A 16,472-nucleotide genomic window follows, 5' to 3' on the forward strand; every position below is an offset into this window, starting at 1 on the left:
AATTGGTTTTTTTGATATCTGTCTCTCAATTAAAAGTCTTTTAAGATTTATGCAATTTTGAAAAGAATTGTGACTTATTTTAGAGGCTGTGTTTTATTTTTATAAAAATCATCTATCTGAGCATGAAAATCCGCATAAGTATCTTCCTTACTATTTTTTGTATTTCCAATATAACTGCACAAAAAATTGATTTAACTAAATTAAAAAATTTAAAGATTCGTAATGTAGGCCCTGCGAATATGAGTGGGCGCATAACTGCAATTGATGTGGTAACGGAGAATCCGAAAATTATGTTTGTAGGTGCGGCATCAGGTGGTGTTTGGAAATCTGAAAATGGAGGGTCTGCCTGGAAACCGGTTTTTGATGAGCAGCCCACACAAAACATTGGATCACTTACCATTCAGCAAAGTAATCCTGATGTAATTTGGGTAGGTACGGGTGAAGGTAATCCACGTAATTCCATGAATCTGGGCATTGGGATTTTTAAGAGCATAGATGGTGGCCTCACATGGAAACATATGGGGTTAGAAGCTACTAAAACTATACACAGAATTAGTGTTGATCCCACAGACCCAAACATCATTTATGTAGGAGCCATGGGAGACCCCTTTACTGCAAATGAACATCGTGGTCTATATAAAACAATAGATGGTGGCCTACACTGGAAAAAAATATTATACTCCAACAATACATCTGGTATTGGTGATATGGTCATGCATCCATCAAATCCTAAAAAATTGTACGTAGCTCTTTACGAACATAAACGAACACCGTACTATTTTACTTCCGGTGGTGAAGGATCTGGACTTTATGTTTCTGAAGACGCCGGGGGGAACTGGAAAAAATTAGGAGAAAAAGAAGGTCTGCCATCAGGTGATGTAGGTAGAATAGGTTTTGCAATTGCACCTTCTGAACCGAATAGAATTTATGCTAAGATTGAAGCTAAAAAGAACGCTATTTATCGTAGTGATGATGGTGGGGCGAATTGGCGAATAATAAATGACAATCCTAAGTTCGCTAATAACAGACCTTTTTATTTTCAAGACCTAGCGGTAGATCCAGAAGATGCAGATCGAGTTTATAATATTTACCAGCCCTTATCGGTAAGTTATGATGGTGCAACTACTTTTGATACCATACCCATGATACCTGCCGATGAAACAAAAGGTATTCATGCAGATTTTCATGCTTTTTGGGTGAATCCAAAAGATGCTAAACACTTTATCATTGGTGGTGATGGCGGATTGGGAATTACCTATGACCATGGTACAAGTTGGTATTTTCCAGAGACGATTCCTGTTGCTCAATTTTATCATGTAGGCGTAGATAATGATACCCCGTATAATGTTTATGGTGGTATGCAAGATAACGGCAATTGGTCTGGACCTGCCTATACTTGGAAAAGAGGAGGTATACGAACTTTATACTGGCAGTATTTGGTAGGTGGCGATGGATTTGATATTTCGCCCGATTTAGATAATTCACGATTTGGATATGGCTCTTCACAAAATGGCGATTTGTATAGATATGATAAATTATCAGGCTATTATGTGAGTATAAAACCACCTGCGCCAGATTTAAATACCGCGCTGCGTTTCAATTGGAATGCAGCCTTTGCAAGAAATCCATTTAATACCGATCTCGCTTATTACGGCTCACAGTTTGTACATGTTACTAACGACAAAGGTGCTTCTTGGAAGATAATTTCGCCCGATCTAACAACGAACAATCCTGTACATCAAAAACCGGATTACGGTGGACTTACATTAGATGTTTCTGGAGCAGAACGTTACAATTCTATTTTGACCATTTCACCAAGTTCGCTAGATGCAGATGTAATATGGGTGGGTACCGATGATGGTCAAGTTCAATTAACAATGGATGGAGGAAAAAGTTGGAAAAATGTAACCACTAAGGTTAAAGGGATGCCTAATGAAGGTTGGATAGCCCAGATAGAAGCTTCTCGATATGATGCCGGTACGGCATGGATGGTTGTTAACAATTATAGAAAAGGAGACTATGCACCCTATCTTTTTAAAACCACAGATTTTGGAAAATCTTGGTCTAGATCGGTGAATGGAGAAAATGTAAAAGGGTATGCCTTAAGTGTACTCCAAGATCCGGTGGAATCTAATTTAGTGTTTTTAGGTACCGAGAACGGATTATGGATTAGTATTGATGAGGGCACTACATGGGCCCAGTTTAAAAATGGTTTTCCTTCGGTTTCTACAATGGATTTGAAAATTCAAGAAACAGAATCTGCATTGGTCGTAGGAACTTTTGGAAGGGCAATATGGGTGTTAGATGATTTATTGACCTTAAGGGAATTGGCTGGCAACCGATTAAAATCTGGGTTGACCGCATTGCCCATGAACGATGCTGTACAAGTAAAAGGATTGTTCATTAATCCCCCAGGAAATATTTGGACAGGTTTTCACACCACTTTTGAAGGTGAGAATAAGGTTTTTCAGAAAACCCAAATTCCATTTTTTATTACCAATGAACCTACGGCGGAATCAATGGTAACCGCTATTATTTATGACAATCAAAATAGGCTGATAAATACGATAGAAACTAAAGAATTCACTAAAGGGTTGAATTATTTGATATGGAAGTTAGACGAGTCTTCTTCTTCATTGCCTGGTTCTTGGGAAGATGATTTTTCAAGAGATATTCCTGTTCTGCCAGGAGAATATAGTATTGTTTTGAAAAATGGTTCGTTTACCGATACTACGAGCGTTAAAGTTATACCAGACCCTAGATTTCAATTAGAATCTGAAGTAGACGAGGAGCTTTATCGTTATAGAAAATTAGTTGATGGACAGGTAGAGGTATTGTCAAATCACTTATCCGATATCGATGCTAAAAATAAAAAGGTAGCGAGCTTGCTAAAACAAGTACATGAAGCTGACAATAAAACTGACCAAGGCTTAATATTGAAACTTGAAGCAATGAAACAGTCTTTAACTATGTTGCGGGCAAAAGGGCAAACTCCAAAGCCAGAAAGGCAAGTAGGTGCATGGCAGTCTTTTGAAACGTCACCTTATACGAAAATTAGGGAAGCCCTTAGTATAGCGGCTGCCCAAACAAATGTAATTTCAAGTCAACATACTGAAATACTTGAACAAGGAAGATTACTTGTCGACGATTTTTCGAAAAAGGTGACTAGTTTTATGTCCAATGAATGGGCGTCTTTTGAAGTTACTGTTAAAAATAGCAACCTGATTTGGGAAGAAAAATAAGTAAGGATCAACTATTGTAAAATAGCATCGGCCTCTATTTCTACCAAATAACCATCGCCTACTAACTTGGCTTCTACTAAGGTATTTGCCGGATTAATGCCTTTAAATCGTTCGCCGTGGGCGCGGGCCACAAGTTCCCAATCAGCAAGATGATTCACAAAAATTCGGGTGCGTACTACATCCGAGAGTGTGCCACCGAATGAGGTGATAACACCTTCAATTTTGTCAATAATAAAATGGGCCTGTGCTGCTGGATCACAACCACCAATCATTTTACTGCCATGAGTAGCTGTAGTTCCTGAAACTTGAATACTATTTCCGATTTTCACTGCTCTGCAATATCCTGCAAACTCTTCCCATTCCGTTCCACTAAAAATCTGTTCTCTGTTTTTTCCTTTTTTTACAGGGGTAAAAGCTTTTGGTATCGTTTCTAAATGGTCGCTTAAATCACCTGATGCGGTCAAAAATGGCGGTTTTCTATATTCATCTCCACAATCACCAGGAATCATCTTCAGTTGAAGCTGGGCAAGTTTAATAGCGTTGATATCTTCAGTATCAAGTTGAATGTCGAGCATTCGTCTATTATCATCAATATGCTCACTTTCTCCCAATCTGGCCCCAACGATTACTGAAGCGACTGCTTCATTTGCTAAAATGAATCTACTGGCAATATTGGCTATAGAGGCATCATGCTTATCTGCTATCTTTTTTACTGTTTGCAGTAGGTTTTGGTAGGGAGTCCAGCCTCCTGCAGCATCTATAAAGCGTTTGTATTTCATTTGTGACCAAGTGGTCAATTCTTCGGCAGTAGGTTCATTTTTCCCCAACCATTTATCGGTTAGGAAACCACCGGCTAAAGTTCCGAAGGTTAATAATTTCACATTGTATTCACGACAAACAGCGGCCATATTTCCGTTTGCACGTTGGTCGATTAAAGAATGGCAAATTTGATTGCTTACAATGGGAATTCCACTAGCAAGGGCTATACGCAAATGTGCAGCATCGAAATTGGTTACCCCTAAGTGCTTAATTAATCCTTCATCCTGTAATTCCTTCAAATAGAAAAGTCCGTCTAGCCAGCTTGCATCTGGATAATACCAGGCATGAAACTGCAAGAGATCAATAGATGGTTGTTGCATTCTATCTATAGCGGTTTTAACTGCCGCTCTAACATCTTCTCTGTTGATTTTCCCTGGTTTTGGCACCCACTTTGTAAACAGCTGTACTTTGTCTTTATCGTTAAGACTATTTTTAAAAGTTCCTGCAATTATTTCACTGGACCCATAATGATCTGCCATGTCAAAAGAAGAGAGTCCGGCGTCTACATATGGCGCCATAAATTTAGCGGTCGCTATCGGATCTAAAGTGTTACCGTTTCTCTCCATATCGGCTATTTGCCATAAGCCTGTTACAACTCTAGAAATCTCTAAGCCTTTTGCCAATTCAATTTTTGTTCGCATTTTTTATTCTTCAGGAAGTTTTAAAAATAATTCTTTTAATTGGGCATTCTTTTTCTGCAGCCTTCTCCAATTAACACCGAAAATAATACTTGCTATTCCCATCACGATTAGCCAAATAGGAGTCGAGTGAAAATACCAAGCTGCGGTTTGGGCGGTTAAGTCCTTAAAGGTGTGAATGCCTAAAAAGGCAGATAGCGTAATGATGCCAAGCCAACCTATCCATAATTGTAAAGTCCTGTTTTTTAAAACTGAAATTTGTTTTGCCAAGGTAGGATTGACTTTGGTAATCGCTACCAAGGAGATGCACATGAGCAGAAAGTTGACCATCATAGAAGTCACCATAATATCGATACCTAAAAAGAAATCTCCTGCATAATGTGAGCCTAATACACCTATACTTGCCATAGTACCGGCAACAAAAAGTGCAATATGTGGCGTATTGTTTTTTTGATGAACTTTAGAAATAGATTTTGGAAAAATACCATCTTTTGCCCAAGCGAACATTAATCGTGAAACCGATAGAAGCATGGCAGGTAAATCATTGATCAATGCAATTGCGGCACCTGCTAAAATGGCTATTCCCAATCCAGATGGTAATACGTAACTCAGAAGGCCAGGTGCTGAAATATCTTTTACCATAGCTTCCTCGGCCACAAAGCTCCATGGTACAATATGATATACAGCAGAAGCGAATAAGAAGTAGAAAAGACCAACACCGACAATAGCTAAAAGAATAGCCCTTGGTAATGTTTTTGTCGGGTTCTTAGCTTCGCCACCTGCTTGTGCAATAGAATCAAAACCTATAAAGCTAGAAAAAAGCAAAGCGGCTGCCGATAGAAATATACGCCAGTCAAAATTTATGTTTGTGGTAGGTTCGAAAGTGCGTCCCGTTTTTTCTTGAAGTCCGGTTAAAAAATCGGTAGAATCATATAGTAGACCTGCTGCAATGACAATTCCCCCTAAGGTGAACATTAAAAACATCATAGGGAGTAAAATGCGTTCATAGCTTTTAACGCCGCGCACATTAACAGCTACAAAAGTCCAAATAAGTGATAGCGCAATAGATACTCTTATCCATCCAACTTCTAGTCCGTTAGAAATTTCTTCCCAACCTAAACTTAGGGTAACGTCGCGAATAAAAGGTACGGTTACATAGGCAATAACACCAATAACAATAGAAAGTCCGAACCATTGAGAGAAGCTGGCAACAAAGCCTAAATATGGATTTAAGCCACGACTTGCGTAAATATAACTACCGCCAGCTCGTGGCATTGCAGATGCTAGAATACCATAGGCCAATGCTGCGAATAATGCAGGTATGGCGGCAAAGGCAAATGCGGGAAGTACGTAAGGCCCTATGCCGGGTACATTGCGCTGAATCATAAAGGGAACAACGTTTATAGAGGCACCCAACATAGAGCAAACTCCTGTAGCAGTGAGGGCCAAGAGCCCCATTTGACGTGTTAGTTTTTTAGAAATTGTTTTGGCCATGATACATTGAATTGCAATTTAGTTGCTATTCTTGACCAAGATAAGATTGTACCCCTGTCATTTCCCAACGGCCCAAGGAAATAGGAATGCTACCCACAGAATTTAGTTGGTCAAAAAATGCACGCATCTCGAAAGGTTCATTTTTAGACTCCTTCATTCGGGCATACTCTGCTAGTGTATTTTCTAAAAGATATTTTCCAGTTATATAACTGGTGCCATAGCCAGGCTGTCTAAGATATAGGTGTTGCTCAAAAAGTAATAAATCTTTTTCTGTTTTCATCCATCCTCTCGGGGTGTAGTTCGAATGAATAACACCGGCTTCTTCAGACGTCATTTCGTTGGCTTGAGCGTATAAAGAACCCAAACCTCTTGCCGCACGTTGTGCAATCATAATGTAAACGATTTCTCGTGAACGAGGTTGGTCATCATACAGACCGGCATCCATAAACATTTCTTCAACAGCTGTTGCAGTACCTTCATTTCTAGAATCGAATATGTTATATAACAAAGCACCTTTTCTGATTTCTCTAGAATTAGGTTCACTATCCATTCTAGCTAATTCGAACCAATGGTAAAAATGAGAGTATAACGGGCGTTGATCGTAATGAGCAGTTATCCAAAAAAAGTTTCTTTTCTCTTTAGGAACAAAGGCGCCTAAATGTTCATTAAGGGCAGGTTCAAAATAATCTTTCACCGTAACCATTTCATTTTTGTCGAGAAAAGTAAGAAGACTTTTAGCGGAAGCTTTAGCCCTCGCGTCGTACTCTTCTGGTGTACTTGCATCGTTTAATGGTGGTAAGTTTCGATTTCTATGTTCTTCTAATTTCAAGGCAGACCATGCCCTGGTAAGTTCTCTTTTTAAGAGCATTACTTCATCTTCCCATGTCAAAGGAACCAAATGCACATTTTGTAAATACCAAGTGTAATTTTCCTTGCCAATACCAGAAGGGCCATTTTTAGAAGGAGCCTCGGCCCGAAGCCAAGTGACCAAGTTATTTGTAGATTTTATAGCTTCATCAATAGCCGATACTATTTTTTTATTTTTTGATATTCCTGGAAGATTTTTCATATCCTCCAAGTTTATGCTTTGAGTTTCAATATCACGAATACCGGCAACCCATAGGTCTTTGGCATTACCGGTTAAATTTATTTTAGCCTGGTCGTTGATAACCGGAATTAACTCTAAAGCGGCAAGTAATTCTGTCCCATTTTCTTTGTCGAGTGGAAAGGTATATTTCCACACATCTATGATTGCGTGGTGCGTAGGGCCTTCATGTGCTGGTACATCACTACGGTCTGTCCATATAGTGGTGTAAAATGCAGGATCTCTAACCCAAGGTTTAAGCACTCTTTGGTTAAAATCGTACCCATTCATTTCTGCATTAACAATGCGCCAATCTACTTTATTCGCTATTGGCCAACCCGTGGTGTCAATCGCATGAAGTTTTTGTTGAAGAGTTTTGAATTGAGGATCTCTATTAACAAAAGTTGTTTCCGTATAATCAGGTGCACCATCTCGCAAAGGTGGTTTTTCGAATAATCGCCACTCTTTAAAAATTTTCACCAATTCTTCATTCGAATCTTTGCCTTGGGATATGGCAGAATTCGGAAAATTGGCTAACAGAAAGGTGAGCAAATAAAAAACTGATTTCGGAAAGGTGGAATTGGTCATTTTTAGATAGTGATTGGTATATGAATGCAAAATAAGAATAGTGAATCAATGAACCAATATTCTTTACATGTTACTTGAAAATAATCTATTTGAATGTGCTTATATAAGAAGATTAAGGGCAAGAGGTGTATGAAGAATAAAAAGGAAAGGTCGAAAATTAAAATGTGGTAAAAGATATTAAATTAGTAGAATTCTAAATAACCCATGTAGAACAAAAAACAGCCATTAATTTTTTAGTTTTAATTTTTAATTATGAATTACTTTATTTGTGAATTATATTTAAAATATGTTTTACAAAATTGTATTAATCTTGTGGTGCAGATGTATATTATTTAAGTATTGATTCAATTTTCACTGAACATCTTTTAATGATAGAGCAATCTAATATCAATTATGGATAAAAAGTTTTATTTTCTTGAAGACGGTGGTGAAATTGGCGAATTGATGCGTAACAAGGATTGGTCAAAAACACGAATTGGGCTGCCTGAAACTTGGCCATCAGCCTTAAGAACAACAATGAGTATATTGTTGAACTCCCCATTTCCTATGTTTCTTTTTTGGGGTAAAAAATTAAAGTGCTTTTATAACGATGCCTATAGGCCAAGTCTTGGGATAAATGGTAAACATCCATCTATTTTAGGAATGAGCGCTAAAGAGGCGTGGCCAGAAATTTGGGACGATATTTCTCCTTTACTTAGCGCAGTCACTGAAAATGGAGAGGCTATTTGGAGAGAAAATCAGTTGATTCCTATTTTTAGAAATGGACAATTAGAGGACGTTTATTGGACCTATAGTTATAGTCCGGTAAAAGATGCGTCTGGTAATATTGTAGGTGTATTAACGGTGTGTAGCGATAATACGGAAGCTGTTAAGGCTGTTAAAAGTCTACGAGAAAGTGAACGCCGTTTTCGAGAAATGGCCGATCAATCACCTATTTGGATTTGGATAACCGACGCTGAGGTTAATGTTCAATACGCAAATAAAGAACTTTTAAACTATATCGGAATTGAGAATTCCTCTGACTTTACAGGACAAGTTTGGAAGGATGTGGTACATGAAAATGACATTCAGTTAGTATTTGCTGGTTTCGCTGATGCGGTACAAAATCAATCAGAGTTTGCTTTAGAATTTCGAATAAAAAATGCATCAACTACTAATTATGAATGGTTTAAAGTTATTGCAGCCCCCAAGTTTGAAGAAGGTAAGCTGGTAGGTTTCATAGGAACAGGAATGAATATTGATCAGCAAAAGTCTTTTGCAGAACATTTAAAGAGTGAAGTTTATCATCGAACCAGGGAGCTTGCTGATAGTAATATTAAACTAGAATCAATGAACAAAGAACTTCAGTCATTCGCCTATATTTCTAGTCATGACCTTCAAGAGCCGCTAAGAAAAATTCAAATGTTCGCAGAAGTATTAATGGAGAATGAGTATGATAACTTATCCAAGACAGGTAGGGTGAAATTCGAGAAAATAAAATCTGCCGCAAATAGAATGCAATCATTGATTAACGACCTATTGGCCTATTCACGAGCCGATACTGAGAAAAGAGTTTTTGAACTTATCGATTTAAAAAAGGTTGTTGGTGTGGTTGAGAATGATTTAGGTGAAGAGTTGGCTAAAAAACAAGGTAAAGTCGAAGTTTTGAGTAGTTGCAAACTAGAGGTAGTGCCATTTCAATTTCGTCAATTAATGTATAACCTATTATCGAATTCGGTAAAATATTCTAAGTCAGATGTCAACCCTGTCATTAAAATTATGGGGGAGACTATAGATGGTTCAGATAGTGATGATAAACTTTTAATAGCTGGTAAGCGCTATGCTAAAATTACAATCACAGATAATGGGATCGGGTTCGATAAACAATTTTCTGAGAAAATTTTTGAAGTCTTTCAAAGGTTACATTCAAAGCAAGAATATACGGGTACAGGTATTGGCTTGGCGATTGTTAAAAAGATAGTTCAGAACCACAACGGTTTCATTAGTGCCAATGGTGAATCGGGAACTGGTGCAGTATTTCAAATCATTATTCCAAGTAGTCAGTCAGGTATATCTTAGAAAAGCTTTTTTAATTTTTTATAATGAATACTATGAAGTTTAGTATTTATGAGAACTTCCTAATTTTAAATTCTCCAAAAGCATAAATTTTGCTGTTGTTCTTTTTTTGGCAAATAACGCTGACGAAACCGCTTTTTGGGTCTTGAATTTCAGTAATCAAGAATATCAAGATTATGGTATCTGGTTAAATGATAAGGAGCACCTATCACTTAAGAATCAGTGCAGCCTGTAAAGTGTATGATGCTGCTTTTTCAGAATTATCAGTAGATAGTGTAGAAGTGGTTGAAGAAGAAACCGATCCCAAAGAGTGGACATGTAAAATAAACATACCTACTTATGCTTCTTTGATATTCAAAAAAACATAGAAAATTTTAAGGTTATCAACTAATAGAATCGAAAATATTGAAAAAGGGTAATTTTTTAGGACTAGATTCAAAAGTGGTAATAATTTGCCGTATTTTGTTATAGAATGTTTTTTGAAAACAATAGTTTTACAAACTTTTTAGAAGCGAATTAACTGTAATATAATGAATGGAATATAGTTTCATATATGATCCCGAAAAGATGGTTAATGAATTATTTCATAGAACAATGATCGCAGCCGGGGTTGATTTTGAAATTTTGCAAGACGGAACTATTAAGTTTTTAGATGATTTAAGTGAGGAGAGGCTTAAATCAATTTCTAATGAACTTAATGGTTTTGGTATTAAAATTCAAACGAAAGAGAATCGTGATATCGTTGAGGAAATCAAGATTTATATAAAGAAAATGGTACATGGCGGTGATATACGAAATGTGAAAATTTCAGAACTGCTCTCAAATCGATTGGGTTTCAGTTATCCATATCTTTCAAATCTATTTTCTAGTAAGACATATACGTCAATTGAGAATTTTTATATATTAGTGCGAATAGAAAAAGTGAAGGAATTAGTACTCTTAGAAAATACAAGTTTAGCTGAAATAGCACATGATTTAAGTTTTAGTAGCGTTCCACATTTATCTAATCAATTTAAAAAAGTAACTGGGTTAACGATAACTCAATACTTAAAGTTTAGAAAAAAATAAGAAGAACAATTTTTCAACCAATATGAAATTTGAAAATGGATAAATTAAGAATACTTCTTGTGGACGATGATGAAGATGACAGGCAATTTTTTGCAGATGCATTGGACGGTATTGAGCTTAATACAGAATTACGCCAATTAGAAAATGGTAAAAGCTGTATGGAGTATTTGACCCAAGAAACTGAAAATCCGCCAGATTTGGTTTTTCTAGATTTGAACATGCCCATAATGAATGGTTTCGAGTGCTTAGAAGCAATTCGCGGTACACCACATTTAAAAGATATATTAGTGGCTATTTATTCAACATCATCTGCAGAAAGAGATATAGAGGAAACTTTTGAAAAAGGTGCGAATATTTATATTAAAAAGCCTTCAAGTTTTAGTGAATTGAAAAAATCATTGAAACAAGTGGTTAAAATGAATTGGGCATATCATCTAAATGATTTCAAAAAAGAGAATTTTTTATTGAAAATATAATAGCTCATATCAAATTGAATTAAAAAAGTTGTTTCGAAAGGAGCAACTTTTTTAGTTATTGCACTAGTCGATTCGAATTAATACCACGTATTTAGCAGCAATCTATTATTAGAGGTTTAAACCTCACGTATACCTATGACAAGCATTAAATCAGATAGTTTTTTTAAGAATATTGTCGATGGCTCTAATGAAGCTTTAGTCTTTTTGTGTCCTAATTTTGAAAAATCGAATGACATTAATGAATATGTAGTGGTTTATGCAAATAAAAAAGCTGAATCACTTTTTGCAAATACAATAGAAACAATACAGAACAAGGCACTTATAGAGTTACCCAAGTTTTGCGAATTTGGCGAGTTACTAAATCATTTAAGTTCGGTAATAAAGTCAAAAAAACAAGAGGCTTATAATTTCGTTCAAAAGGTCGGGCAAAACAAATTGAATATGCACTTTAAAATTGAAAGTCATGAAACCGGACTATTGTTAAGTGTTACAGAGGCCAAGGTGTATTATGTAGAAGATAAAGAATCGAACTTGCCAGTGGGTGATTTAAAAGCTAGAATAAATGAGCTTGAAATTTCTAATTTATTTAGTTACCGAGTTTTAGATAGTTATGATAGTATAGTTTCCTATTTAAAACCAATTTTTGATGATAATGGGGTTATATCCGATTTTAGAATAGATTATATCAATAATCGAATGGACGATATTACCCAGGAAGAACCTGAATTTATTATCGGTAAAACCTTTTACGAGTATTATCCACAAAACTTTGAAAATGGAGTATTTGATAGATTAAAAGAATGTTTCTATAGTGGACAGAATCAAGATTACATTAAGGAGTTTTTCTTTAACGAACAGTCATATTGGTTGAGTAATACGGCCGTAAGGATGAATGATGGAATTGTTCTTTTTTCAAAAGATATAACCCGAGAAAAGAAAAACGAAGAACAATTATTTATACAGAATAGATTGCTCTTAGAGGCTGAACATGTGGCGAATATTGGAAGTTTTCGCTGGAATTTAGGTGAAGAAAAAATTAAATATTCTGAAAATGTGTATCGTATTTTCGGCTTTGAACCTAAGGAATTCGATAGCAGATATGACCGTTTATTGGCTTATGTACATCCCAATGATATTAAGAAAGTAAAGGATGCTTTTCATAAGGCTCGGATTGGTAAAACTAAAACAGACTTGGTTTTTCGCATATACACGAAATCTAACGATATGAAGTATATGAATGCCATAGGGGAATGCTATCAAAAAGGAGGAAATTGGTATATGGTAGGAGTGATAAGAGATGTTACCAAGCAAATAGGGGTAGAGTCTAAACTACAAAGTAAAAATGCGGAGTTAAAAAGGTCAAATTCAGATTTAGAAGCCTTTAATCGCGTAGCAAGTCATGACTTGCAAGAGCCTTTACGTAAAATTCAAATGTTTGTCAGTCGCTTGAACGAAGAAGAGAAAGATACTATGAGTTTAAAATCTCAAGGATATTTAGAGAAAGTGAAATCTTCTTCTAACAGAATGCGAAATCTTATTAATAATCTGTTGTCCTATTCAAAAGTAGACGAGATTGAAGAACAACCTAAAAGAACAGATTTAAATGACGTTCTATCAAATGTATTAGATGATTTAGGTGAGCGAATAGAAAATATGGATGCTGCCGTTGCTTCAGATGCTTTGCCGGTCGTAAATGGCGTTCAATTTCAACTTGAACAATTATTCGCAAATCTTATAGGTAATTCATTAAAATATGTAAAGCAACAAACGAAAGCTAAGATTCAAATAAAAAGTGAAATTGTATCCCGTAACGAATTACCGCCTGAACTTTTATCTTTCGGAGGTAGTTACGTTAAATTACAATTTATAGATAACGGAATAGGCTTCGAGAAAAAATACGAGGAGAAAATATTTGAAATATTTCAACGATTACATGGTAAAACTGAATACTCAGGTACTGGCTTAGGATTATCAATCTGCAAAAAGATTGTTCAAACACATAATGGTCTAATACAGGCAAAAGGCGAAATAGATAAAGGAGCTGAGTTTACGGTTTACTTGCCAACATTACTATAACCAACATATCCATTAAGGCTATATTTTTCAGTGGTTCTTAAAATTGTGTAACACGTTCTCAAAATGATGTAACACATTAACAGGTCAAAGTGTGGATATTTGTATCATCAAATAATCGGTCTTTATGAAAAATCTTCAATACGCTAGAGTTGGTACCGTAAGAGCGAAAGCTGACAACAGTAGTTCTGAATATAATAATCAAAGTATGACTGGTATTGTGGTGAGTTTTAAAAGCTCGGCAAATAAATTATTCAATAACACTGTAAACAATATATCATGCAAGTAGTACATAATCAATTAAGTTATTTTAATAATATTTTAGGCGGTAGCATTTCAAGTTTTGAAGGTGATCGTGTATTGCAATATGATAACGAAAAAGGTACAGGTAGAATTCAAACAGTTTCTTTAAATTCTGGAATATCTTATTCTGAATATAACATGGACTTGGTAGAAGATTTTAATTTCGATTTGAAATTGGATGAAAACCGTAGTTTGTTTTTTATTTATTGTTTAGAAGGAAATTTTAGCTTTACCAAGGGTGGAGAAACATCTAAGGTAGAGGCGTTACAAACAGTAGTAGTTGGTGGCTCTAATGAAGTAGTCAATATTAAATTAAGAAAGGGAACGAAATCTAACTTGTCTGTTATAAAAGTAACGCAAGATAATGAGCACTCGGTTAAAAATAACGACGGTTCCGAATTATACGATCATTTATTTGCTTCATTCTTAAATGAGGATGATAGTGTTCATGTTGGAACTTTTAATTTGAAAATTAAAGAGCAGTTACTACAAATTCGCTCCATTACTCAAAAAGGATTGGTTAGAAAGTTGTTAATTGAAGGTATTGTTAATTTCACATTAGCTCTTGAAATTCTTCATTGTAAACAAGATATTGACGGTAATGGTCAAGTTAATACCTTGCTGACTAAAAAAGAGCTTTTAAGGATAGAAGAGGCTGTAAATGCAATAAAGAGAAAACCTGAATTTCCATATACCGTGACAGATTTAAGTAAAGAATACGGCCTTTCTCCAACAAAACTACAAGAAGGGTTTAAAGTTATGGAAGGTACTACGGTAACAAATTTCATAAGAAATGAACGTCTTATACTAGCTGAAGAATTAATTCAAACATCAGATATGAATATTTCTGAGATAGTTTATTCTATAGGTTTTACGAGTAGAAGTTATTTCTCAAAGATTTTTAGAAATAGATATAAGTGTACTCCTAAAACTTATTTAATGAATATTCGAAAAGTCTCTCTTTCTGCATAAGAGCAAGAATAAGAAATAGCAAAAGTCAGCCATAGCTGACTTTTGCTATTTCTATAAGTTTGTAATACTAAGTCTTAAAAGCGAAAATGTACTCGCAAGACCAGCTAGTTTTAATAAACTATACATACCTATAAAGGCAGTTATTTCAAATAATCGGAGAAGACTGGTAATTTTTTTGTGAAAACGAATTGTAGGGAAACCCCTCTCTAAATAAATTATTCTGTTGTGCTCTTTAATGAATAGTAAAAGATAGGTAGTAAGAGATTGAATTCTATTAGATTGAAATAACGAATTCAGGTTCTACTTTTATTCTTTCAGAACTATTGACATAACGAAGACATTTATGCAGTAGTGTCTTAAGTTGGTTGTAAGATGATGGCTTTTGTAAGTATAGCGAAGCCCCCATTTCTTTTAATCTATCTATTTCTTTAGGGTGATACGATGTTGAATATATTATTACTGGTGTGTTCACATATTTGGCAAGGTCTCTAATATCAGCAAGACATTCAAATCCGTCCATCATAGGCATTTTTAAATCTAAGAATATAACATCTGGTTCTTCGTTTGTACCTGATGTTAAATCTGACATTAAATCAACCCCATTATTATATTCAAAAATTCTTGATGGTATTGGAATCTCTCGTAATGCATCAGAAAAAAATAATCTGTCATCACTATCATCTTCTGCTAGATAAACATTAAGTAAAGTTTTGCTCATTTTAATTAAATCAATTATACTATTAAACCACGTGTTAGAAGTTAAAAAGATATAGTAAAACACGAATGCAAATTAAAAATTAGGTGGCTCAATCAGTAATGCTATTCACTAAAAATCTAACTCAAAACCTGATTATAATTTTTTATAAAATCATTTTATACACCATATAAACAGTTAATCTGCATATTATAGTATGCCGATTTAGTAATAATTTAAGAGTATAGGTTAAATTCAATGATGTTCTTTGAATTTCTATTGTCTCAGATAACCTTAAAATTACGGTTTTAGATGAGCATATTTTTCTTTTAAAAATTTATGTTGGCGAAACTTATATAGGTTGATCTGAAACAAGACTTTTGATTTTTTCCCAAAATTGTTTTGAGGTTGCACTGGTAGGCTTTACCAAATCAGACAACAAAATTAAATTTCTTCTAAATTGTTCAAATTCATATTTGGTGACGTGGTTTTCGTTAATAGGATAATAGGCCATACCCCAGTTAGGAAATGTTCTCTCACTTATTTCGTCATCGGAGAAAAGAGTGACGTTTTTATGACGGGAATCTATTTTAATTTTATCATAAAGAATTTCGATTTTACTTCTATCACCCTCTAGTAATTGAACAAATCCACCATTATAATAAATAAGACAACCAGTTATTCCCTCACGTTTATTATTCTCACGGGCTTTTTGAAGAAGTTCTTCCATGTCTGTGCCCTTTACAGTTTCAGTAGCTACAGATTCATATGTTAATGTGTACATGTAAAAAGAAATTAATCATAAAATTCAAAAATAATAAAAATGATAAATAAGTATGTGCCCATTTGATATTGAAAAAATGCTTGTATGGTAATTTATAATGGTAAAGAATAGAAAACAAAAAAGCCCCTTAAAAGGGGCTTCAGAGTGATCGCAGGAGGATTCGAACCTCCGACCGTCTGCTT

12 protein-coding genes are annotated in these 16,472 nt (G+C 35.1%); 7 read left to right on the forward strand and 5 right to left on the reverse strand.

The genetic code is table 11. The features are described from left to right. Positions 1-122 precede the first annotated feature (122 nt). A complete protein-coding gene (locus AACZ41_RS10175; protein ID WP_339628332.1) occupies positions 123-3,242 on the forward strand; it encodes a hypothetical protein in 3,120 nt (1,039 codons plus the stop codon). A gap of 11 nt (positions 3,243-3,253) precedes the next feature. On the opposite strand, the gene AACZ41_RS10180 is transcribed toward AACZ41_RS10175, so the two are convergent. Genes AACZ41_RS10180 through AACZ41_RS10190 form a run of 3 tightly spaced genes read right to left on the reverse strand, consistent with a single transcriptional unit; the run spans position 3,254 to position 7,865 of the window. After that, positions 3,254-4,702 (reverse strand): aldo/keto reductase, encoded by a 1,449-nt coding sequence (locus AACZ41_RS10180; protein ID WP_339628334.1) that lies wholly within the window; start codon positions 4,700-4,702, stop codon positions 3,254-3,256. Positions 4,703-4,705: 3 nt separating this feature from the next. Continuing rightward, positions 4,706-6,193 carry an APC family permease gene (locus AACZ41_RS10185; RefSeq protein ID WP_339628335.1) on the reverse strand — a complete coding sequence of 496 codons (1,488 nt, stop codon included), beginning with the start codon at positions 6,191-6,193 and terminating at the stop codon, positions 4,706-4,708. A 25-nt stretch (positions 6,194-6,218) separates the two neighbouring features. Continuing rightward, entirely contained in the window at positions 6,219-7,865 is a 1,647-nt protein-coding gene (locus tag AACZ41_RS10190; RefSeq protein WP_339628336.1) for a hypothetical protein, read from the reverse strand. Between the two features lie 393 nt (positions 7,866-8,258). On the opposite strand from AACZ41_RS10190, the gene AACZ41_RS10195 reads away from it, so the two are divergent. The 6 genes from AACZ41_RS10195 to AACZ41_RS10220 all read left to right on the forward strand — a co-directional run bounded on the left by AACZ41_RS10195 (position 8,259) and on the right by AACZ41_RS10220 (position 14,812). Beyond that, positions 8,259-9,923 carry an ATP-binding protein gene (locus AACZ41_RS10195; RefSeq protein WP_339628337.1) on the forward strand — a complete coding sequence of 555 codons (1,665 nt, stop codon included), beginning with the start codon at positions 8,259-8,261 and terminating at the stop codon, positions 9,921-9,923. Between the two features lie 188 nt (positions 9,924-10,111). Next, a complete protein-coding gene (locus tag AACZ41_RS10200; protein ID WP_339628338.1) occupies positions 10,112-10,288 on the forward strand; it encodes a hypothetical protein in 177 nt (58 codons plus the stop codon). Positions 10,289-10,454: 166 nt separating this feature from the next. Next, the gene (locus AACZ41_RS10205; protein WP_339628339.1) at positions 10,455-10,988 is read left to right on the forward strand and encodes a helix-turn-helix domain-containing protein; all 534 of its coding nucleotides are present in this window, start codon (positions 10,455-10,457) and stop codon (positions 10,986-10,988) included. A gap of 35 nt (positions 10,989-11,023) precedes the next feature. Then, entirely contained in the window at positions 11,024-11,464 is a 441-nt protein-coding gene (locus tag AACZ41_RS10210) for a response regulator (protein WP_339628340.1), read from the forward strand. 135 nt (positions 11,465-11,599) lie between these two features. Beyond that, on the forward strand, positions 11,600-13,540 hold the full coding sequence (locus tag AACZ41_RS10215) for an ATP-binding protein (protein WP_339628341.1): 1,941 nt from the start codon (positions 11,600-11,602) through the stop codon (positions 13,538-13,540). Positions 13,541-13,816: 276 nt separating this feature from the next. Further along, a complete protein-coding gene (locus tag AACZ41_RS10220) occupies positions 13,817-14,812 on the forward strand; it encodes an AraC family transcriptional regulator (protein ID WP_339628342.1) in 996 nt (331 codons plus the stop codon). A gap of 274 nt (positions 14,813-15,086) precedes the next feature. Here AACZ41_RS10220 and AACZ41_RS10225 read toward each other — a convergent pair whose 3' ends face one another. Both AACZ41_RS10225 and AACZ41_RS10230 read right to left on the reverse strand, forming a co-directional pair. After that, positions 15,087-15,530 (reverse strand): response regulator, encoded by a 444-nt coding sequence (locus tag AACZ41_RS10225; RefSeq protein WP_339628343.1) that lies wholly within the window; start codon positions 15,528-15,530, stop codon positions 15,087-15,089. Positions 15,531-15,858: 328 nt separating this feature from the next. Beyond that, positions 15,859-16,290 carry a BLUF domain-containing protein gene (locus AACZ41_RS10230; RefSeq protein WP_339628345.1) on the reverse strand — a complete coding sequence of 144 codons (432 nt, stop codon included), beginning with the start codon at positions 16,288-16,290 and terminating at the stop codon, positions 15,859-15,861. Between the last annotated feature and the right edge of the window lie 182 nt (positions 16,291-16,472).

Source organism: uncultured Maribacter sp., from assembly GCF_963974015.1.
Lineage (GTDB): Bacteria > Bacteroidota > Bacteroidia > Flavobacteriales > Flavobacteriaceae > Maribacter.

Coding starts and splice junctions, on each gene's coding strand:
- AACZ41_RS10175 (WP_339628332.1), top strand. CDS start 123: ATGAAAATCCGCATAAGTATCTTCCTTACTATTTTTTGTATTTCCAAT.
- AACZ41_RS10180 (WP_339628334.1), bottom strand. CDS start 4,702: ATGCGAACAAAAATTGAATTGGCAAAAGGCTTAGAGATTTCTAGAGTT.
- AACZ41_RS10185 (WP_339628335.1), bottom strand. CDS start 6,193: ATGGCCAAAACAATTTCTAAAAAACTAACACGTCAAATGGGGCTCTTG.
- AACZ41_RS10190 (WP_339628336.1), bottom strand. CDS start 7,865: ATGACCAATTCCACCTTTCCGAAATCAGTTTTTTATTTGCTCACCTTT.
- AACZ41_RS10195 (WP_339628337.1), top strand. CDS start 8,259: ATGGATAAAAAGTTTTATTTTCTTGAAGACGGTGGTGAAATTGGCGAA.
- AACZ41_RS10200 (WP_339628338.1), top strand. CDS start 10,112: ATGATAAGGAGCACCTATCACTTAAGAATCAGTGCAGCCTGTAAAGTG.
- AACZ41_RS10205 (WP_339628339.1), top strand. CDS start 10,455: ATGGAATATAGTTTCATATATGATCCCGAAAAGATGGTTAATGAATTA.
- AACZ41_RS10210 (WP_339628340.1), top strand. CDS start 11,024: ATGGATAAATTAAGAATACTTCTTGTGGACGATGATGAAGATGACAGG.
- AACZ41_RS10215 (WP_339628341.1), top strand. CDS start 11,600: ATGACAAGCATTAAATCAGATAGTTTTTTTAAGAATATTGTCGATGGC.
- AACZ41_RS10220 (WP_339628342.1), top strand. CDS start 13,817: ATGCAAGTAGTACATAATCAATTAAGTTATTTTAATAATATTTTAGGC.
- AACZ41_RS10225 (WP_339628343.1), bottom strand. CDS start 15,530: ATGAGCAAAACTTTACTTAATGTTTATCTAGCAGAAGATGATAGTGAT.
- AACZ41_RS10230 (WP_339628345.1), bottom strand. CDS start 16,290: ATGTACACATTAACATATGAATCTGTAGCTACTGAAACTGTAAAGGGC.